Here is a 21,480-nt window from a genome sequence, read left to right on the forward strand (position 1 = left end):
CGCAGCAATGTGATAAACTGCTGATGATAAAGAAAAAGCCGCCTATTGGCGGCTTTGTTATATGACATTCGCGGCTTAACTGCGCTTGTCCATCGGCGTAAACTCGCGTTGCGTATAGCCTGTGTAAAGCTGACGCGGGCGCCCAATACGCTTGTGTGGGTCGGTATGCATTTCATTCCAGTGAGCAATCCAACCAATGGTACGAGACATCGCGAAGATCACTGTAAACATCGACGTGGGAATCCCGATCGCTTTCAGGATAATGCCTGAATAGAAATCAACGTTCGGATAAAGTTTCTTATCGATAAAGTAATCATCTGACAATGCGATGCGCTCTAGCTCCATCGCTACATCAAGCAGTGGGTCCTGTATTTGTAACTCATTGAGCACTTCGTGACAGGCTTCACGCATCACGGTTGCGCGAGGATCGTAGTTCTTGTAGACGCGGTGACCAAAGCCCATCAGGCGGAATGGATCATCTTTGTCTTTCGCGCGAGCAATATACTCAGGAATGTTATCAACATGCCCGATTTGCTCAAACATACGCAAGCACGCTTCATTCGCACCGCCGTGGGCGGGTCCCCATAACGAGGCAATCCCTGCCGCAATACAGGCAAATGGGTTCGCACCTGACGAGCCCGCAAGGCGTACTGTTGATGTGGATGCGTTTTGTTCGTGATCGGCGTGCAGCGTGAATATTTTATCCATTGCACGCGCAACCACAGGGTTGACCTCATACTCTTCGCATGGCGTGGCGAACATCATATGTAGGAAGTTCTCCGCGTAGTCGAGGTCGTTACGTGGATAAATAAATGGCTGCCCGATCGAGTACTTGTAACACATTGCAGCCAATGTTGGCATTTTCGACAGTAAACGGAACGCCGTGATTTCTCGGTGTTGATCGTTGTTGATGTCGAGAGAGTCGTGATAGAACGCGGCCAGTGCACCTACAACCCCGACCATTACGGCCATTGGGTGAGCGTCACGGCGGAAGCCGTGGAAGAAGCTTGCAATCTGTTCATGCACCATGGTGTGGCGCACGATCATTGAGCGAAACTCATCGTATTGCTTTTGGGTAGGGACTTCACCGTAGAGCAGGATATAACAGACTTCTAAATAATCAGCGTTATTGGCAAGTTGATCTATCGGGTAACCGCGGTGCAGCAATACGCCGGCTGCGCCATCGATGTAGGTGATTTGCGAATTGCACGAACCCGTTGCGACAAAGCCAGGATCAAAGGTGAAATAGCCTTCGTTTACCAGCTGGCGCACATCAATGACTTCTGGACCGACGGTGCCCTCGATAATCGGCAGTTCGATTGGTGCTTTCCCTTCGATATGTAGGGTAGCTTTCTTCTCTGCCATAACAATCTCCTTTGTTATTTTATAATCCCATCCAGGATACGGACTCGACCGTTGTACCGATCGACCCTAATGATGTCAATTTTTAACCTATCGATGTGTGCGTCAGTTAATAACTTATTTGCAATGCGAGTTAAATATCTGTTGTGAGATTCCGGTCAATTTTGTGCGTTTGTAATTGTCTGTTACGCCACGTATACTTTTTCGAGGTCTCTGGGCAAATCAGTATCCTAGAGCGTTTAGGGGCTCAAACACCTTTCCTAACTGACGTGATCCATTCGCCAAGAATTGCAGTTATAAGCAATAAGGTACATGAAGCGCGTTACGCAGATGTTGCAGGTCTTACGCTTTGAGTACTGAGGTTCAGAGAGTGTAATAACTATAAATGCTCAATGGAGCTGAGTGGGCAATATCGTGAAAGAAAGAAAGTCAAGACCCGTAAACCTCGACCTCCAGACGATTCGTTTCCCGATAACAGCGATTGCGTCTATATTGCATCGAGTGGCAGGTGTCATCACCTTTGTCTCGATCGCCATCCTCCTATGGCTGCTTAGCCTGTCTCTCTCTTCTCCTGATGGATTTCAATCCGCTGCTGCCATTGTCGATAGCTTTTTCGTCAAACTGATCCTTTGGGGCATTTTGACGGCGCTGGCGTATCACATTGTTGGCGGGATCCGTCATTTGATCCAAGACATGGGTTATTTTGAAGAGCTGGAGTCTGGCGCGCAAAGTGCGCAGGTTGCATTTGTTATCACTGGCGTATTGTCTGTGTTGGCGGGGGTTTTAGTATGGTAACTAAAAACATCTCATCGGTCGGGCGCAATGGTGTGCACGACTATGTGCTGATTCGCGCCACTGCGATTCTCATCACACTTTACACACTTTATATGGTCGGTTTTGCCGTTTTTGGTCCTGAGATTACGTATGCCTCATGGACAGCGTTTTTCGGCCAGACCAGTACCAAAGTCTTTACCATGTTAGCCCTGGTCTCCGTGCTGATTCACGGCTGGATCGGAATGTGGCAAGTATTGACTGATTATATCAAGCCAGCCTTGCTGCGTGGCATGTTGCAACTGGGCGTTGTGGCCATGCTACTGATCTATGTTTTCGCCGGTTTCTTTGTATTGTGGGGTGTGTAAGTGAGTATTCCAGTTCGCGAATTTGACGCAATTGTCATTGGCGCAGGTGGCGCAGGTATGCGCGCCGCACTGCAAATATCAGAGCAGGGCCTAACCTGTGCACTGTTATCTAAAGTGTTTCCAACTCGTTCGCACACTGTGTCCGCGCAGGGTGGGATTACGGTAGCATTGGGTAACTCGCACAAGGACAACTGGCAATGGCACATGTATGACACGGTGAAAGGGTCGGATTATATTGGCGACCAAGATGCCATTGAGTACATGTGTAAGACAGGCCCTCAATCTGTGATTGAGCTTGAAAAAATGGGGCTGCCATTTTCTCGCTTCGAAAACGGATCCATCTATCAACGCCCGTTTGGTGGCCAGTCCAAAGAGTTTGGTGGCGAGCAAGCAGCGAGAACGGCAGCGGCTGCTGACCGGACCGGGCACGCACTGCTGCACACCTTGTATCAGCAAAATATTAAAAACAAAACCACCATTTTTTCTGAGTGGTATGCATTGGATTTGGTGAAGAACCAAGACGGTGTGATTGTTGGTGCGACCGCCATGTGTATGGAAACAGGCGAGATTTGTTACTTTAAGTCCAAGGCAACCGTGCTTGCGACAGGTGGCGCTGGTCGTATCTATCAATCAACCACCAACGCGCATATTAATACTGGCGATGGTGTGGGAATGGCGCTGCGCGCAGGCGTGCCAATGCAAGATATGGAAATGTGGCAATTCCACCCCACAGGCATTGCTGGAGCGGGTGTATTGGTGACGGAAGGTTGTCGTGGTGAAGGCGGTTATCTGCTCAATAAAGATGGTGAACGCTTTATGGAGCGTTACGCCCCCAATGTGAAAGATTTGGCAGGGCGTGACGTGGTGGCGCGTTCAATGATGATCGAGATCCGAGAAGGGCGTGGCTGTGACGGCCCATGGGGCCCACACCTCAAACTGAAGCTCGATCACCTTGGCAAAGATGTGCTCGAGTCTCGTCTCCCCGGTATTCTTGACTTGTCGCGTACCTTTGCGCACGTCGATCCTATCAAAGAACCGATTCCGGTGATCCCAACCTGTCACTACATGATGGGGGGCATTCCAACACAAGTGTCTGGCCAAGCAATCAAGCAAGACCCGCTCGGCAATGACATTGAAGTACAAGGTTTGTTTGCCTGTGGCGAGATTGCCAGCGTGTCTGTTCACGGTGCCAACCGCTTGGGCGGCAACTCATTGCTCGACTTGGTTGTCTTTGGCCGAGCGACCGGCCTGCACCTTGGCGAGACACTCGCCGCGCAAGTAGAAGCGCGCGATGCGAGCGAGTCAGACATTGAGGCGTCACTGGCACGGGTTAATCGTTGGAATAACACCCAGCAGGGTGAAGACCCGGTTGAGATCCGCAAAGATTTGCAAGCTTGTATGCAAGAAAACTTCTCTGTGTTCCGAGAAGGTGAGGCGATGGAAAAAGGGCTGAAAGAGCTGAAGGAAATTCGCGAACGCCTTAAGTCGGCGCGTCTTGATGATACGTCAACCGAGTTCAACACCCAGCGTGTCGAATGTTTGGAGCTGGAGAATTTGATGGAAACCGCGTATTCAACGGCGGTATCAGCCCATTATCGTACTGAAAGCCGTGGCGCACATGCGCGTTTCGACTATCAAGACCGCGATGATGAAAACTGGCTATGCCACTCCATCTATAACCCAGAAACCGAAGCCATGTCGAAGCGCGACGTCAATATGGCGCCAGTGCACCGTGAGGCTTTCCCACCGAAAGTCCGCAGTTACTAAGGGGGTCGAGAACGATGAATGTTAAGTTTTCTATCTATCGCTACAACCCAGATGTAGATAATGCGCCATACATGAAAGACTACACGCTGGATGTGCCTGAAGGGTCTGACATGATGCTGCTGGATGCGCTCATTCAGCTTAAAGAGCAAGATCCTACTTTGGCTTTCCGTCGCTCGTGCCGTGAAGGTGTCTGTGGCTCTGACGGCGTCAATATGAACGGTAAAAATGGCCTGGCATGCATCACGCCGCTGTCCTCACTGATGGACAAGTCCGAAATCGTGATTCGTCCGCTACCCGGTCTACCGGTGGTGCGTGATCTTATTATTGATATGGGGCAGTTCTATGAGAACTATGAGCGTGTCAAACCCTACCTGATGAATGATGAAACGCCACCGTCGCGAGAGAACTTGCAAGCGCCGGAAGATCGCGCGGAACTTGATGGCTTGTATGAGTGCATTATGTGTGCATGTTGCAGTACCGCATGCCCTTCATTTTGGTGGAACCCTGACAAGTTTGTTGGTCCAGCGGGCTTGCTTGCCGCTTACCGTTGGCTGGCGGATAGCCGTGACACAGCGACCGAAGAGCGGTTATCTGATCTAGACGACGCTTTTAGTGTCTTCCGTTGCCACGGGATCATGAACTGTGTCAGTGTATGTCCAAAGGGACTGAACCCAACCAAGGCAATTGGGCATATCAAGTCTATGCTGATTCAGCGCGGCGTTTAAAACGCTGAACCAATAACGTAGAAAAAAATGCCCCGTCCTCGGACGGGGCTTAATAACAGGTAACCCGGCCTCAGACCGGTGTTTGGATAAATAACTAGTGGTTAAGGGATAACAATGCAAAATGGCGTGATGAAGGCTTGGTTAGAGTCTTCTCATTTGGCTGGCGCCAATGCAACGTACGTAGAAGACCTCTACGAAATGTACCTCAGTGACCCGGAGTTAGTTGATCAAGAATGGAGAGCGGTTTTCGACCAGCTGCCAGTGGTAAGTGATACCGCGGTAGAACAACCTCACTCTCGTGTTCGTGATTACTTTCGACGCTTAGCTACCGATACATCGCGTGCAAGTGCTTCAGTCAATGATCCAGATGTAGACGCGAAACAAGTCAAAGTTCTTCAACTGATTAATGCTTTTCGTTTCCGCGGCCACCAACAGGCCAGCCTAGACCCTCTCGGGTTATGGAAACGTAAACCTGTACCTGATCTGTCACCTGCTTTTCACTCTCTTAATGAGCAGGATTTCAACGAAACCTTTAATGTCGGCTCATTTGCGATTGGTAAAGACAATATGCAATTGGGCGAGCTGTATGATGCGCTTGAGAAGACTTATTGTGGGTCTATCGGTGCAGAATACATGCACATTACCGATACCGAAGAAAAGCGCTGGATCCAAGGTCGCCTGGAGTCTGTGGTTGGACAGCCGCAGTTTAGCGAAGAAGAAAAGCTCACCTTTTTAGAAGAGCTCACCGCAGCTGAAGGCCTCGAACGCTATCTTGGTGCCAAATTCCCCGGCGCTAAGCGGTTCTCTCTTGAAGGCGGTGATTCGCTGATCCCGATGCTGAAAGAGCTGATTCGCCACGCGGGTAGCGAAGGCGCACGAGAAGTGGTGGTCGGAATGGCTCACCGTGGGCGCCTCAATGTGTTGGTAAACGTATTAGGTAAGAAACCGTCCGAGCTTTTTGATGAGTTCGCGGGTAAACAAGACGAGAGTTGGGGAACCGGGGATGTGAAATATCACCAAGGCTTCTCGTCTGATTTCGCGACACCAGGTGGTGATGTTCACCTTGCGTTGGCGTTCAACCCCTCACACCTTGAGATTGTGAACCCGGTGGTGATGGGGTCCGTGCGTGCTCGCCAAGACCGACTGGAAGATAATACCGGCTCGAGTGTCCTCCCTATTACCATCCACGGTGATGCCTCTATCGCCGGGCAAGGAGTGGTACAAGAGACCTTCAACATGTCGCAAGCGCGAGGCTTCCAAGTAGGCGGCACCGTGCGCATCGTGGTCAATAACCAAATTGGGTTTACCACGTCGAATCCGGCTGATTCACGCTCGACGCAATACTGTACAGACATCGCTAAGATGGTGCAGGCGCCGATTTTCCACGTCAATGCAGATGATCCCGAGGCGGTTGCTTTTGTATCGCGCTTGGCGCTCGATTTTCGCAACGAGTTTAAGCGTGATGTGGTGATTGACTTAGTCTGTTACCGTCGCCATGGCCACAACGAAGCGGATGAGCCCAACGCGACTCAGCCGATGATGTACCAAAAGATCAAAAAGCATCCTACTCCGCGTAAGCTGTATGCCGATGTATTGGATCAACAAGGGGTCGCTAATCTCGAAAAAGCCACTGAGATGATCAATGAGTATCGTGACCTTCTCGATAGTGGTGAGTGTGTGGTGAAAGAGTGGCGCCCAATGGTGTTGCATTCTGTCGACTGGACGCCCTATCTAGGCCACGATTGGACGGTAGAGTGGGCGAATAAGTTCGATGCTAAGCGTCTGAAAGAGCTGGGTCATCGCATTTGCCAGTTGCCGGATAGCCATAAACTCCACAGCCGTGTTGCCAAGCTCTACAAAGATCGCAAAGCGATGGTAGAAGGCGAAAAGATGGTTGATTGGGGGATGGCTGAGACCCTTGCTTATGCCACTTTGGTTGATGATGGCAAACGTATCCGCATTACGGGTCAAGACTCAGGTCGCGGCACCTTCTTCCACCGTCATGCGGTGCTCCACAACCAAGAAGATGGCAGCACGTATTTGCCACTTGCAAATATCCATGACAAACAAGGACCATTCGAGATCTTCGATTCCGTGTTATCGGAAGAAGCGGTACTGGCGTTTGAGTACGGTTACGCCACCGCTGAGCCAGGCGGTTTAACCGTGTGGGAAGCACAGTTTGGTGACTTCGGCAATGGTGCGCAAGTGGTGATTGATCAGTTCATCAGCTCTGGTGAACAAAAATGGCGCCGCATGTGTGGCCTGACTATGCTACTTCCTCATGGCTATGAAGGGCAGGGTCCCGAGCACTCGTCAGCACGTTTAGAGCGTTATCTGCAACTGTGTGCTGAGCAAAATATGCAGGTTGTGGTGCCATCAAGCCCCGCGCAGGTTTATCACATGTTGCGCCGGCAAGTGGTGCGCCCAATGCGTCGTCCTTTGATCGTTATGTCACCGAAGTCGCTGTTACGTCACCCACTGTGTGTGTCTAACTTGGAAGACTTAACCGAGGGTGATTTCCTACCAGCGATTGGTGAAATGGACGATCTTGAGCCAAGCAAGGTGAAACGCGTCGTGATGTGCTCGGGCAAAGTCTATTATGATTTGCTACAAGCACGCCGAGAGCAAGAGATTGATGACGTTGCCATTATCCGTATTGAGCAACTTTATCCATTCCCTCTGGACGCGGTTAAAGACGCGATTGCGCCTTATAGCAATGCGAAAGACTTTGTTTGGTGCCAAGAAGAGCCACAAAACCAAGGGGCGTGGTACAGCAGCCAGCACAACTTCCGTGCTGCCTTACCGCAAGATGCCACATTGACCTATGCCGGACGCTCGGCATCCGCATCACCTGCGGTAGGTTATATGTCTGTACACCAGAAACAACAAAAAGCGTTAGTTCAAGACGCTCTGACCCTAAAGTAAGAACTAGAACATTAAGGATAAATACGATATGACAATCGAAATTCTGGTTCCCGATTTACCCGAATCTGTGGCTGACGCAACCATTGCCACATGGCACAAACAGCCAGGTGACTCGGTAACCCGTGACGAAGTACTGGTTGATATTGAAACAGATAAGGTCGTGCTGGAAGTGCCTGCCCCTGCTGATGGGGTGTTGGAGTCCATCATTGAAGATGAAGGGTCAACCGTATTAGCGAAACAGGCCATCGCTAAAATCAAAGAAGGTGCCGTCGCAGGTGAGCCAACCAAAGACGTTCCTGCACAATCAGAGTCTTCACCTGACAAGCGCCACACCGCCTCACTAGAAGAAGAGACGAACGACGCGTTAAGTCCTGCGGTACGTCGTCTGCTTGCTGAGCATGACCTCTCTCCTGACGCCGTGAAAGGCACAGGTGTGGGTGGACGCATTACGCGAGAAGATGTTGAAGCACACCTTAAGAGTCAGCCTGAGCAGGGTGAGCAAAAAGCACAAAGCCAAGATGTGCCACCTGTGGCTGAACGCGGTGAGAAGCGTGTTCCTATGACGCGCTTGCGTAAACGTGTCGCTGAGCGCTTGTTAGAAGCGAAAAACAGTACCGCGATGCTGACCACCTTCAATGAAGTGAACATGAAGCCCATCATGGACTTGCGTAAGCAATACCGTGATAGTTTTGAAGAGCGTCACGATATTCGTCTCGGCTTTATGTCTTTCTATGTGAAAGCGGTCGTCGAGGCCTTGAAGCGTTACCCAGAAGTCAACGCATCCATCGACGGTGATGATATCGTTTATCACAACTACTTCGATGTCAGCATGGCGGTATCTACACCGCGTGGTCTGGTTACCCCTGTGCTGCGCGATTGCGACAAGCTGGGCTTTGCGGATATTGAAAAGGGTATCCGTGATTTGGCGATTAAAGGCCGTGATGGCAAGCTCACCGTCGATGAACTGACAGGGGGCAACTTCACCCTCACCAATGGCGGTGTCTTTGGCTCATTGATGTCAACGCCGATCATTAATCCCCCTCAAGCAGCCATTCTTGGCATGCACAAGATCCAAGACCGCCCAATGGCGGTGGATGGCAAGGTCGAAATCTTGCCGATGATGTACCTGGCGCTTTCTTATGATCACCGTCTGATTGACGGTCGTGAATCGGTAGGCTTCTTGGTGACCATCAAAGAACTTCTAGAAGACCCAACACGTCTGCTTCTGGACGTTTAATGGCGCTACCCCCTGTTTTTGAGGGGAGCCATTTTAGAGGGGACGGAGGTCCCCTCATTTGGAAAGCAAAAAGACACAATAATGGACACTAACACGGATAGAACATCATGAATCTGCACGAATATCAGTCAAAGCAGCTGTTCGCTGAATATGGTCTACCAGTTTCAGAGGGCTATGCTTGCGACACACCACAAGAAGCTGCTGAAGCAGCCGATAAAATTGGCGGAAACAAATGGGTCGTTAAATGCCAGGTTCACGCCGGTGGGCGTGGCAAGGCAGGCGGGGTAAAACTGGCTAACTCCAAAGAGGAGATCCGTCAGTTTGCTCAGCAATGGCTTGGTAAAAACTTGGTGACCTTTCAAACCGACGAAAACGGTCAGCCGGTAAGCAAAATTTTGGTGGAGTCATGCACCGATATCGCCAAAGAGCTTTACCTGGGTGCGGTTGTCGACCGCGGTTCACGCCGCGTTGTTTTCATGGCATCGACTGAAGGCGGTGTCGAAATCGAGAAGGTGGCGGAAGAAACCCCTGAGCTTATCCATAAAGCATCGATTGATCCCCTTGTTGGCCCTCAGCCTTATCAAGGTCGCCAACTGGCCTTTAAACTGGGCCTAGAAGGTGAGCAAATCAAGCAATTTACCAAAATCTTTGTGGGTATCGGCCAGCTGTTTTTGGATAAAGATGTTGCACTGGTTGAGGTTAACCCTTTGGTTATTACTGACCAAGGCAACTTGCACTGCTTGGATGCTAAATTGGCCATTGATAGCAACGCTGTCTACCGCCAGCCAAAAGTGCGCGCGATGCACGACCCCAGCCAAGAAGACGAGCGTGAAGCGCATGCCGCGCAATGGGAACTCAACTATGTTGCGCTCGATGGCAATATTGGCTGCATGGTTAACGGTGCGGGCCTAGCAATGGGCACCATGGACATTGTTAATTTGCACGGTGGCAGCCCAGCTAACTTCCTTGACGTTGGCGGTGGCGCGACCAAAGAGCGTGTAACAGAAGCGTTTAAAATCATTCTGTCTGACAGCAACGTAAAGGCTGTCTTGGTGAATATCTTCGGCGGTATCGTGCGCTGCGACTTGATCGCAGATGGCATTATTGGCGCAGTCGAAGAAGTTGGCGTTAAAGTTCCAGTGGTGGTTCGCCTCGAGGGAAATAATGCTGATGTAGGTGCCAAGAAACTGGCCGATAGTGGTTTGAATATCATTGCGGCAACATCGCTAACCGAAGCCGCTCAAAAAGTCGTTGCTGCCGCGGAGGGTAAATAACAATGTCAGTGCTGATTAATAAAGATACCAAAGTGATCTGCCAAGGTTTTACAGGTGGACAAGGTACTTTCCACTCAGAGCAAGCTATTGAGTATGGAACACAAATGGTCGGCGGTGTATCCCCTGGTAAGGGCGGTACGACTCACCTAGGTTTACCTGTGTTCAACACGGTGGCCGATGCGGTCGAGGCGACGGGTGCGACAGCATCAGTTATTTATGTTCCGGCCCCTTTCTGTAAAGACGCGATCCTAGAAGCGATCGATGCTGGTATTGAGCTTATTGTATGTATTACGGAAGGTATCCCAACACTGGATATGCTGGAAGTAAAAGTGAAGCTGGACCAAGCAGGCGTGCGTATGATTGGGCCTAACTGTCCAGGTGTGATCACGCCGGATGAGTCTAAAATCGGCATTATGCCGGGGCACATTCATCAATCTGGTAAAGTGGGCATTGTGTCGCGCTCGGGCACACTGACGTATGAAGCCGTTAAGCAAACCACTGATGAAGGCTTTGGCCRATCCACCTGTGTTGGTATTGGTGGAGACCCTATACCAGGCTCAAACTTTATCGACATTTTAGAAATGTTCGAAAAGGATCCGGCGACCGAGGCGATCGTGATGATCGGTGAGATTGGCGGGACTGCAGAAGAGGAAGCGGCGGCTTACATCAAAGCCAATGTGACCAAGCCCGTAGTGGCATATATTGCCGGGGTAACGGCACCTCCAGGTAAGCGCATGGGTCATGCGGGGGCAATTATTTCTGGTGGTAAAGGAACCGCAGACGATAAATTTGCTGCCCTTGAAGCAGCGGGTGTCACGACGGTTAAAAGTCTTGCTGATATTGGTAAAGCATTGCGCGAGAAAACAAGCTGGTAAGCCAGACAAAGTAATCGCATCAACAAAAGCCGCTCATATGAGCGGCTTTTTGATATAAAAAACATAATAAGTGGTTAGGGCTTAGTGCGAGCGATTCGGCAATAACTGCGCCAACATAAAGACACTGGCTGCTGCAACCACCACAGATGGGCCAGCGGGCGTATCATAAAACCAAGAGCCTGCCATACCTAGCAGCACCGCAGCCATCCCAATGAGGCTAGCAAACGAGGCCATTTGCTCTGGTGTTGAGGCGATGCGCCGTGCCGTTGCCGCGGGAATGATTAGCATAGAGGTAATAATTAATGCCCCGACAAATTTCATCGCCAACGCAATGACCAAACCAATCAGTAGCATCAATAACAGCCGCAGCTTTTCTACTGCAATACCTTCTACCTTGGCAAGCTCTTCGCTGACTGTCATCGACAGTAACTGTTCCCAGTAATACGCGAGTACCCCGAGCGTTAAGCACGCGCCAATGGCGAGTAAAGTGAGATCGGCAAAAGAGACCGCCAAAAGATCGCCAAACAAATAGGCCATGAGATCGACGCGCATGTTGTCCAAAAAGCTTACTGACACTAACCCCAATGACAGGGCACTGTGAGCCAATATACCGAGTAAGGTATCAGTCGAGACCAGGTGTTGGCGCTGTAGTCCCACCAATAAAACCGCCAGGAGTAAGCAGGTGATCACGAGTGCGAGGTTTAAGTCGATTTGCAGCAGAAAGCCTAACGCTAAACCGAGTAGTGAGGCGTGAGCGAGGGTATCGCCAAAGTAGGCCATACGTCGCCAGACCACAAATGAGCCCAAAGGGCCGGCAATGGCGGCGATCAATAAGCCGCCCATGATAGGGGCAAGTAAGAACTCAATCATGATGATGCTCTTGGTGTTCGCAGCTTACAGGTTGCCCTGCAAGATCATGTTTATGATGATGGTGGTGATGATATAGCGCGAGTTGCTCACTGGTTTGGCGACCAAACATCGCCACATAAGAAGGGTGCTGCGAAATGGCATCGGGCTCACCGGAGCAGCAGACATGATGCTGCAAACAAATCACTTCATCGGTTTTAGCCATTACTAAATGCAAGTCATGCGACACCATGAGTACCGCGCACCCAAGGCTATCACGTAATTGACTGATCAGGCTATACATCTCCAATTGACCGCTGACATCAACCCCTTGCACTGGCTCATCTAACACCAACACATCAGGGTGCTTTAAAATGGCGCGGGCGAGTAGGACGCGTTGCGTTTCACCGCCGGAGAGGGTATGCATATTCGCATATTGCAAGGACTCGGCATTGACCGTATGTAGCGCCTGGCTAATCTGCGCATTGGTATAGCGTGTTCCCAGACGAATAAACCGATCAACCGTTAGCGGCAGAGTTTGATTTAACTGCAACTTCTGAGGTACGTAACCGATTTTTACGTCTCGGGCTATTTGTACTGTGCCGGCGCTCGGCTTAACTAAACCGATCAGTGCTTTGACAAGCGTCGATTTCCCGGCGCCATTGGGGCCAATTAGCGTGGTAATTTGCCCGCGCTTTAGTTGCATCGAAACCTTATCCAGCACATGGCGGCCATTGAAGGTCACCGTCACCGCATCGAGCGAGACTAGCGAGTCAGTCATAGTGAAAAAAGCATTGTGAATTGGAATTGTTATATTATAACATTTATAGCCAGTGAGAAAACATAAGAATGAGAGGAAAGATGATGGCGCGTATTATTGGGGTATTTATTGCACTACTACTGGCATTGCCCGCGCAAGCCACGTCGGTAATGACATCGATTAAGCCTTTACAGCTGATCGCGGCAGGACTTGTGACACAAGATGATACCGTCGATGTGTTGTTGCCGCCGGGGGCGTCACCGCATAGCTATGCGCTAAAGCCATCGGACATACGCGGTTTAAATCAAGCGGATGTGACGATTTGGGTGGGACCCGAGCTAGAGCTTTTTCTTTCTAAATTGTTGGCGGATAAACCTTCTGTATTGACCTTGACACAGGTCGAGAATATGCCGTTGCGCCATTTTGATGGCGGGCACCATCATCATCATGGACACGATCATGGCGAGCACAATATTGACCCGCACCTTTGGCTGGGACCCAAAACGACTCGAGTGGCGGCACAAGCTATTACAGAGGCATTGATTGAAGCCGCTCCCGGTAAAGCAGAGCAATACCAAGCCAACCTGACTCGTTTCAATGATAAGCTCGATCAAACCGTTGCCGATATTCAGCAAGACCTCGCCACCCGTATTCAGTCAGGGTATTTTGTCTTCCATGATGCCTATGGTTACTTTGAGGATGCTTTTGGCCTCGAAAAAACAGGACATTTTACGGTTGATCCAAGTCAAAAGCCTGGGGCGAAAACCCTGGTGACGATTCGCCGAGGTTTGCTTAATCATGATGCGACCTGTATCTTCACTGAGCCGCAGTTTAATCCCGCACTGATTGATGCTGTGACACGACATAATGACGTCAATGTACTTGCCTTAGATCCATTGGCGACATCAATTCCGGTAGCGCCTGATAGCTATCAGGTGTTTTTAAAAGATTTAGGAAATCGTTTCACACGTTGTTTAAAGCATGAAACTACTGACTAACTGGCTCGCTGTGACAGCCAGACTTCCTCGCCAGCACAAGCTGGCCCTGGCTTCATTATCTCTTTTGGTTGGCGCTGCCCTCATGTGGCAGCCCCATCCTTTTTCTCCCAAAGAACGGCAACCGTTGCCGGCGGTCAACCAACACCAAGCGCCGGCGACAGTGGATCACAGTGAACCGATTGAGCAAGGCATGGATGCAAATGATCCTGCCTTGAGTGTGCCTGAAGATGCGCTCGAGCAAGACATCACATCTGAGGCGCCGCGTGTCCATCACCACACCGTCGCGGCAGGGGATACACTCGGTGAGATCTTCTCACAGTATGGTCTTGCTATCGGTCAGCTCTACCAAATGCTGGATGTGAACGATAAAGCCGGCGATATTCGCCGCGGACAAAAAATGGAATGGCAAGTTGACGAGGAAGGTCGACTGCTGACGTTCACCGTTTATCAATCGATTAAATACCGCGACTATTACCAGTTCGAACAAGGTACCGTTGACTATCAGCGCTTGGAAACCAAAGGCGAGTTTGAGAGTGTGACCTTGATTGGACGGGTGAATAGTAGCTTTTATCAGCAGGCGCGCCAAGCTGGGCTCACACCTAATCAGATTCAAAATCTGGTCTCGGCGCTACAGTGGCGTTTTGACTTTGGACGTCAATCTCGTCGCGGCGATCAGTTTGCGGTACAAGTAAACAGAGAGTTCATCGACAATAAACCCGTGTCATCGGGTAAGGTCACGGCCATGCTCTACAAATCGGGCAGTCGAGACATTTTTGTCTATCGTCATCATGATGGACGCTTTTATGATCAGAAGGGGCAAAGCCTTGATCGTGCGCTCCGTCGTTACCCCACTGCCAAGCGCTATCGTATTAGCTCATCGTTTAACCCACATCGTAAACACCCGATCACCGGGCGTATTTCACCGCACAATGGCACTGACTTCGCGACGCCAGTGGGTACCTCAGTATTGGCCGCCGGTGATGGTGTTGTCGTTAAAGCGCGTAAACACCCGCTAGCGGGTAATTACGTGGTGATTAAACACGGGCGTGAGTATTCAACGCGATATTTACATTTGCATCGGATTTTAGTGAAGCCGGGCGATCATGTGTCGATGGGACAACGAATCGGATTAAGTGGTAATACCGGTCGCTCAACGGGGCCTCATCTTCATTTTGAATTGCTCAAATACGGTCACCCGGTCAACGCGATGAAGGTACCGCTGCCTGAGGCGCACCCCGTTCCTAATGGCGAGCGTAATGGGTTCCAGCGTCAAGCTAAACGTGCACATCAGGCGTTGGCGCAGCGATTAAATGGGTAATGGGTATCAATTATGTGAGGCCTAGCTCACATTTAGGGTTGCAGGGTTTTATTTAGGGGCAGGTCGCAGGACACTACGCTACTGAATCCTGCAACCTGTCTCTCTTCTCGTACATGAAACGCCGATGTCTCTGTTTGTTATGGCTGGCTCTCATCTTTCCTTGCCTACCTTTGCAGGCGCATGATCCCTTGCTCACATCGTTTCAATCATACGGCGGTCTTAATGGCCTCGGTGATGTTCGCGATGTGGCGGTGCAGTCATCTGGTGGTATGTGGCTGTTGGATAACCAAGGACGCATTCATTTTTTTGACGGTCATCAGCGCCATCCACTCAACGACGCCCTGACCTTGCCTGATGAAAAGATCCTGACCATTGCTTATGCTCATCAGGCGCTTTGGATGGCAGGAAGGCAACATGTTTATCGTTTCCAGCCAAGTACCAATACGCTTACCGCTTTCCCGTTGCCCGATGCCGTTGCACAGACACGCGCTGATCATGCGCCTCATCCCCCCCAATCGCCACGACTGGCGACGATCAATAATACGCTATGGCACATTCAAAGCGGCCAGATAAGCGTCTATCAACGGGAAGATACGGCATTTCACGTGTGGCGAACGGGTCCGTGGCGTGCTGATAGTGTTTGGTTTACTGCGGGTCATCGATTGTTTGCGGTCGGGACAAGCTTATACCAACTCAGTGACGCGGGTGTGCGTCAACTGACACGCTTTTCTACGCCGATTACAGCGATCACGGCGAAACAAGACAGAGCATGGATCAGTACCGAAAAGCGTGTTTATCTACTGGCATTATCGGGCGATCAAGTAAAAGCACAACACGTGTTGAATACTCGTGGAGGCTACCAAAGAATGACGGTCGGCTCGGGCGGGTTGTGGGCCGCCAATCATAACGGGTTATTTCGACTTTCCCTAGACGGTGTCGCGACGCCTGTTTGGCAGCCAGGCTCTCAGGGTATAGCAGGCCAAAGCATCACTTTTTTATGGGCAGATTTTGAAGGGGGGATCTGGTTTTCAACCGATCAGGCTACACGTTATCGTGCGCCGGGCCAGCGTTGGATCACTCATCAACACCGTGCGTTTCCCAGCGTGCTTACCCATGGTTTTATGGCGCAGAGTAACCCTTGGGGGCTAGAGAGAGGCAGTTGGCGCGATTTAAGTGGGTATCGCACTGTACCATGGACCTCGGATGCACCAAGCGGTGAATACCTCAGTGCCACCCGAGACGGTCAGCGCCTTTGGTGGTCAACACCGTCAGGTACAAAAGGGATCAATACGACAACAGGGGCAAGCATCGTCATACCCGACCGGTTGGCAACCTTGCCCGCTGAGCATTTGTATACTGATGCCGAGGGCACCATCTGGTTATCGGTTGACGATCAGGTGATGCGCTACTGGCCGGACACACAGACGTTGGTCAGTTATGGCACGCGATGGCAGACCCATCACGCGGGTGAGGTGTTAGGCTTTTACGATGATGGTCGCGGCAGTGTATGGATCCGTGATCAGAATGGCTTAACCCGTTATCGAGACGGTCATTTTAAGCCGGTCCCCTTGGCGAAAGACCGACTGCCTGTGCAGGATATGTATACCGATGAACGAGGTCGTTTATGGCTCACCAGTGCGCGCGGTGTGTATCAATACGATCCTAGCGCCCCAGACGCCGCGTCATTGGTTTATTTATCGCTACCCGATGAGCGATTCCACTGTGTCACTGGTAACCGCGACGGCGTATGGGCGTACAGTAACCAAGCATTGGTACACATTGCCCCACGAGGGTTCGTGCGCACATTTCGCCTCCCATCTGATGCAGAAAAAGTGGCCTGCTACGCGACCCAACCCCATCAACTCACTCTGTTGGCAGGGGATTATACCTACCAGATAGATACTGACCAATTGGCGTTTTCTCTGCGTAAACCGCCAAGTGTTGTGATTGGTGCGGTTTGGCAGCAACGCAAGCGTTGGCGTATTGGCTCTCGACAGCAAACAGCGGTGACATTACTAGAGCAAAGCCCCGCCTATCTAGCGTGGGGGAGTTGGCCACCAGAACGACAAGTGACACGCGTGCATTACCAGCTCGTGCCTTATCAGCACGCTGGCCAGCCAATGGCTGACAAACTGGCCGCTTGGCAGCAGACCGGCAGTGATACGATTTCTTTGGCCAATATGGTGGGGGGGCACTATCAATTACGTATTGCTATCCCGCGTGATGGTGCTTCCCATACTGTGTTAGATATCTCTGTCTCTCTTCCTCTGTTGCCTCACATTATCAATGGCATGGTACTGGCCTGCTTTGTGAGCCTGGTTCTTGCGGCTGTCATCTTAGCCTTGAGACAACGTCACTTGTCGGCGGTGCACATAGAGACATCGAGCGTGCCCATCTCCGGGCCGCTGGATGAAATCTCGGATGTCACATATCCTATCGGATTTGAATCGCCCTCATCACTGGCGCTGGCTTCAGACCAAGCCAATCAGCGATGGACAGCCGAGTTTGAGAAAGTTATCGCGGCCAAGTACCAAGATCCTGACTTTTCAATGGCTCAGGTAGCAAGCGCGTTAGCGATGTCTGAGCGTAATTTGCAACGTAAGTGTCGACAGTATTTTGGTGTGACAGTGACCGCTTATGTGACGCAGAAAAGACTGAGTGATGCCGCTGCGCGCTTGCAGCACGGGTATTCGGTTGCGGATGTGGCTGAGGCGTGCGGATATCGCGATCCGGCTTACTTTAGTCAACGGTTTAAAAGCTACTTTGGTGTCAGTCCTTCGCAGTATCGACGCACGACGACCGATATAACCGTGGCAGATATACGTGATTAGGTTGGGCTGTTGACCTGAAACCCAGGGGGAAATGCGCGTAAAAGAAAACGTGGCATAGCCGGGGAGCCATGCCACGGGTGTCAACGACACCTTCGCTTGCTGCCGAGGGCGGGGAGCCCGCCCTGGTAAAAAACGGGCTGGTCAGGCGTGTATTGTCTTAACCAGCGGCATCAATATACCGTAATTTGCGCTTGAGTCGTTATGACTAAACCGCCAATCGCACCTTGACAGGGTTAAGGTTAAGCAATTGATAATTATTGCTTTTATTTCCTTTTTTCTGATTTTGACGAAAATAACGAAGTGCACTTACCCATTGACGACTAACCCACTGGCGGCGAGTGTCTCCCTCAGCTGTCGGATGAGGGGCTGTGCTTGTTCGTGAGGACGATGCCCCACTTGTAGGTGGCCCCAAATCGGATTTGGCCATACCGGATCCGTTTTAAACCGAGCAACATGGTGGAGATGGAGCTGGGGAACTAGGTTGCCGATTGCGGCGATATTGAGCTTGTCAGGGGAGAATAGACGCTCAAGACAGCGCGCCACTATGGCCGACTCTTGCCACAGCGAGTGCTGCTCAGTATCGTCAAGGTGGTGAATTTCTTCGATGTCCTGCTTACGTGGGATCAGCAAGAGCCATGGACCAATATCGGCATGCGCAAGGCGCAACTGACAAAGTGAGAAATCACCGACATAAGCGCTATCGGCGGCTAATCGTGAGTGGAGAACAAAGGACATACAGACTCCTTATTGCAATGCGAGCGCATAGCTTACATCACAACTTGCTTTTGGGTCACAAACTCCTCACCGAATAGGAGGATTCGCCTCATAAGAAACAAAAAGCAAGTACGCTTAACACAATGTTGAAGCCAAATGTGTCGACGAACGCGAGAGGAGGTGGCATGCATTATCAAGACGTCCTAGCTTTTTGGTTTGGCGACGAGCGTAGTGAGTGGGTTCCTTCGTCCGCCTCGCAGGCACGATGGTTTGGCGGTAGTCCAGACGTTGATGAGGCGATTCGCGAGCGATTCCAATCTTGGGTCAGTGCGGCCGGCGCGGGCGCATTAAATGACTGGGCCCAGACCGCAGAGGGGCGTTTGGCATTGATTATTCTGCTCGATCAATTCCCCCGAAACTTATATCGCGGGTTGGCAGCAGCATATCGGTATGATGCCTTGGCATTGGCTCTCTGTAAGGCAGGGCTTGCGAAAGGTGACGACCAAGTCTTGACCCCGCTTCAACGGGTGTTTTTCTATCTTCCCTTGGAGCATGCTGAAGAAGAAGCAGACCAAGAAGAAGCACTGTTTCGGTTTGATCAACTGCGCCAGCGAGTGAGTGGGGAGGCAAAAGCTTGGTACGAGCAATGCTTTGATTACGCACGCCAGCACTACGACATTATTACTAACTTTGGTCGATTTCCTCATCGCAATGCGGTGATGGGACGGTTATCGACTCCCGAGGAACGATTGTGGCTTAGCGAAACGGATCAGCATTTTGGTCAGGGATAAAAAAGGCGCCCACTTGCAACCAGTGGGCGCCCTTCTTCTGTGCTTATCCGCACAACAAGGATCATCTAACCTTGTTACATGCGCTCAAGCGTGTTGATACCCAACAGATCTAGGCCTTGCTTGATGGTTTTAGCCGTCAATGCAGCCATTCTTAGGCGGCTTTGGCGCGTATCCCCTTCAGAAAGCAGGATAGGGCATGCTTCGTAGAAGCTTGAGAATAGACCAGCCAGTTCAAATAGGTAGCTACACATTAGGTGAGGCTGACCCTCTCGCGCGACTGATTTAACCGCTTCTTCAAACTGAAGCAGTTTGGCGACCAGCGCTTTTTCTTTCTCATGCTCAATGAGCATTTCACCGTCGAGTGCATCACGGTCAACCCCAGACTTGGCAAAGACTGACGCCACACGGGTATAGGCATACTGCATATAGGGGGCGGTGTTGCCCTCGAAGGCCAGCATATGATCCCAGTCGAAGATATAATCCGTGGTACGATGCTTTGACAGATCGGCATACTTGACGGCTGCCATCGCGACCGTGGTTGAGATATCTYGCTGCGTATCAGCATCCATATCTGGATTTTTCTCTGCGATCAGTGCCTTGGCTCGTGTTTCTGCTTCATCGAGTAAGTCAGCGAGGCGGACTGTGCCCCCAGAGCGGGTTTTGAAAGGTTTACCGTCTTTGCCGAGCATCATGCCAAACGCGTGATGCTCAAGACTGACCGAATCCGGCACATAGCCCGCTTTGCGCACAATGGTCCAAGCTTGCATGAGATGCTGGTGCTGACGTGAGTCAATAAAGTAGAGCACACGGTCAGCGTTGAATTGCTCGTAACGATATTTGGCACAAGCAATATCAGTGGTGGTGTACAAATAGCCACCATCACGTTTTTGGATGATCACACCCATTGGCTCGCCGTCTTTGTTTTTGTACTCGTCAAGGAAGACAACTTGTGCGCCATCATCTTCTACGGCAATCCCTTTGGCTTTTAAGTCTTCAACAATACCGGGCAGCATATCGTTATACAGACTTTCGCCCATCACATCTTTATTGCTCAATGAGACATTCAGGCGATCATAGTTACGTTGGTTTTGCTCCAACGTCACTTTAACAAGCTTTTCCCACTTTTCTTTGCAGTAGGCGTCACCGCGTTGCAGGCGAACCACGTAGTCGCGCGCTGTGGCGGCGAAAGCTTCATCTTCGTCGTAGCGGGCTTTGGATTCACGATAGAAGTTTTCGATATCACCCAGTTCCATGGAGACATCGTCACCGCGTGACTCATGTAACTCGAGGTTGGCAATGAGCATACCGAACTGTGTCCCCCAATCACCGAGATGATTGGCACGGGTCACGTTGTGGCCTAAAAATTCGAGGGTGCGTACAACGGCGTCACCAATGATAGTGGAGCGAAGGTGGCCAACGTGCATTTCTTTTGCCACGTTAGGGGCTGAATAGTCCACCACAATGTTTTGTGTGTCTTGTTTATCGACACCTAAACGTGCGTCCGACAGGGCGGCATCTGCCTGTTTGGCTAACCACTGATCGTTAAGGAAGATATTGATAAAGCCTGGGCCGGCAATTTCTGTTTTGCTCGCTATATCACCGAGGTCGAGCGCATCCAAAACGTGTTGAGCAAACTCACGGGGGTTCGTGCCGAGCTTTTTGGCTGCTCCCATGACTCCATTCGCTTGATAGTCACCAAATTGTGGCTTCGCAGACTGACGCACTGCCGCTGGTGTGCCCTCAGGCGCACCCGCCGCAACCATCGCGGCAGACACTTTTTCGTTAAGAAGACTTTGAATATTCACTTGCTTACCTTTACTACTAGCCGGGCTGATTATGAACGACCCGTTATGTGGGCTTCCAGCTTATTAATACAAGAATCCGCCAACACTGCACTGCCACGTAACCAAGCGTGCAA

The 21,480-nt window shown here is 50.9% G+C and carries 17 protein-coding genes; 12 read left to right on the forward strand and 5 right to left on the reverse strand.

Features of this window, described 5'->3' with window-relative positions:
- Positions 1–75: 75 nt before the first annotated feature.
- Complete coding sequence (locus tag BZG23_RS01345) at positions 76–1,365, reverse strand: citrate synthase (RefSeq protein WP_046073559.1); 1,290 nt, start codon at positions 1,363–1,365, stop codon at positions 76–78.
- A 399-nt stretch (positions 1,366–1,764) separates the two neighbouring features.
- On the opposite strand from BZG23_RS01345, the gene sdhC reads away from it, so the two are divergent.
- The 8 genes from sdhC (at position 1,765) to sucD (ending at position 11,304) form a co-directional block, all read left to right on the forward strand.
- Complete coding sequence (sdhC, locus tag BZG23_RS01350; RefSeq protein WP_046073558.1) at positions 1,765–2,157, forward strand: succinate dehydrogenase cytochrome b556 subunit; 393 nt, start codon at positions 1,765–1,767, stop codon at positions 2,155–2,157.
- Positions 2,151–2,501 (forward strand): succinate dehydrogenase, hydrophobic membrane anchor protein, encoded by a 351-nt coding sequence (gene sdhD / locus BZG23_RS01355; protein WP_046073557.1) that lies wholly within the window; start codon positions 2,151–2,153, stop codon positions 2,499–2,501. The genes sdhC and sdhD overlap by 7 nt, the downstream gene beginning before the upstream one ends.
- Complete coding sequence (sdhA, locus tag BZG23_RS01360) at positions 2,502–4,268, forward strand: succinate dehydrogenase flavoprotein subunit (protein WP_046073556.1); 1,767 nt, start codon at positions 2,502–2,504, stop codon at positions 4,266–4,268.
- A 14-nt stretch (positions 4,269–4,282) separates the two neighbouring features.
- Positions 4,283–4,993 (forward strand): succinate dehydrogenase iron-sulfur subunit, encoded by a 711-nt coding sequence (locus BZG23_RS01365; RefSeq protein ID WP_046073555.1) that lies wholly within the window; start codon positions 4,283–4,285, stop codon positions 4,991–4,993.
- Positions 4,994–5,107: 114 nt separating this feature from the next.
- A complete protein-coding gene (gene sucA, locus BZG23_RS01370; protein WP_046073554.1) occupies positions 5,108–7,918 on the forward strand; it encodes a 2-oxoglutarate dehydrogenase E1 component in 2,811 nt (936 codons plus the stop codon).
- Between the two features lie 28 nt (positions 7,919–7,946).
- Positions 7,947–9,155, forward strand: coding sequence for a 2-oxoglutarate dehydrogenase complex dihydrolipoyllysine-residue succinyltransferase (gene odhB, locus BZG23_RS01375; protein ID WP_046073553.1), 1,209 nt, complete (start codon positions 7,947–7,949; stop codon positions 9,153–9,155).
- A 107-nt stretch (positions 9,156–9,262) separates the two neighbouring features.
- Entirely contained in the window at positions 9,263–10,429 is a 1,167-nt protein-coding gene (gene sucC, locus BZG23_RS01380) for an ADP-forming succinate--CoA ligase subunit beta (protein ID WP_046073552.1), read from the forward strand.
- A gap of 2 nt (positions 10,430–10,431) precedes the next feature.
- The gene (gene sucD, locus BZG23_RS01385) at positions 10,432–11,304 is read left to right on the forward strand and encodes a succinate--CoA ligase subunit alpha (protein ID WP_077605919.1); all 873 of its coding nucleotides are present in this window, start codon (positions 10,432–10,434) and stop codon (positions 11,302–11,304) included.
- 81 nt (positions 11,305–11,385) lie between these two features.
- Here sucD and znuB read toward each other — a convergent pair whose 3' ends face one another.
- Positions 11,386–12,174 carry a zinc ABC transporter permease subunit ZnuB gene (gene znuB / locus BZG23_RS01390; protein WP_046073550.1) on the reverse strand — a complete coding sequence of 263 codons (789 nt, stop codon included), beginning with the start codon at positions 12,172–12,174 and terminating at the stop codon, positions 11,386–11,388.
- A complete protein-coding gene (gene znuC / locus BZG23_RS01395; RefSeq protein WP_077579204.1) occupies positions 12,167–12,931 on the reverse strand; it encodes a zinc ABC transporter ATP-binding protein ZnuC in 765 nt (254 codons plus the stop codon). The genes znuB and znuC overlap by 8 nt, the downstream gene beginning before the upstream one ends.
- A gap of 80 nt (positions 12,932–13,011) precedes the next feature.
- On the opposite strand from znuC, the gene znuA reads away from it, so the two are divergent.
- From znuA to BZG23_RS01410, 3 genes are all read left to right on the forward strand, one after another.
- A complete protein-coding gene (gene znuA, locus BZG23_RS01400; protein WP_231637394.1) occupies positions 13,012–13,908 on the forward strand; it encodes a zinc ABC transporter substrate-binding protein ZnuA in 897 nt (298 codons plus the stop codon).
- Complete coding sequence (mepM, locus tag BZG23_RS01405) at positions 13,892–15,226, forward strand: murein DD-endopeptidase MepM (protein WP_077605920.1); 1,335 nt, start codon at positions 13,892–13,894, stop codon at positions 15,224–15,226. Before znuA ends, mepM begins: the two co-directional genes overlap by 17 nt.
- A gap of 188 nt (positions 15,227–15,414) precedes the next feature.
- Positions 15,415–18,057 (forward strand): AraC family transcriptional regulator, encoded by a 2,643-nt coding sequence (locus tag BZG23_RS01410; protein WP_158011354.1) that lies wholly within the window; start codon positions 15,415–15,417, stop codon positions 18,055–18,057.
- Positions 18,058–18,363: 306 nt separating this feature from the next.
- Here the strand turns inward: BZG23_RS01410 and BZG23_RS01415 are convergent, their stop codons facing one another.
- On the reverse strand, positions 18,364–18,792 hold the full coding sequence (locus tag BZG23_RS01415) for an HIT family protein (protein WP_077605922.1): 429 nt from the start codon (positions 18,790–18,792) through the stop codon (positions 18,364–18,366).
- 164 nt (positions 18,793–18,956) lie between these two features.
- On the opposite strand from BZG23_RS01415, the gene BZG23_RS01420 reads away from it, so the two are divergent.
- Positions 18,957–19,562 (forward strand): DUF924 family protein, encoded by a 606-nt coding sequence (locus BZG23_RS01420; RefSeq protein WP_077605923.1) that lies wholly within the window; start codon positions 18,957–18,959, stop codon positions 19,560–19,562.
- A gap of 74 nt (positions 19,563–19,636) precedes the next feature.
- Here the strand turns inward: BZG23_RS01420 and argS are convergent, their stop codons facing one another.
- The gene (argS, locus tag BZG23_RS01425; RefSeq protein ID WP_077605924.1) at positions 19,637–21,367 is read right to left on the reverse strand and encodes an arginine--tRNA ligase; all 1,731 of its coding nucleotides are present in this window, start codon (positions 21,365–21,367) and stop codon (positions 19,637–19,639) included.
- Positions 21,368–21,480: the final 113 nt, after the last annotated feature.

The sequence above is a fragment of the Salinivibrio sp. ML290 genome, assembly GCF_001995695.1.
Taxonomy (GTDB): domain Bacteria; phylum Pseudomonadota; class Gammaproteobacteria; order Enterobacterales; family Vibrionaceae; genus Salinivibrio; species Salinivibrio siamensis.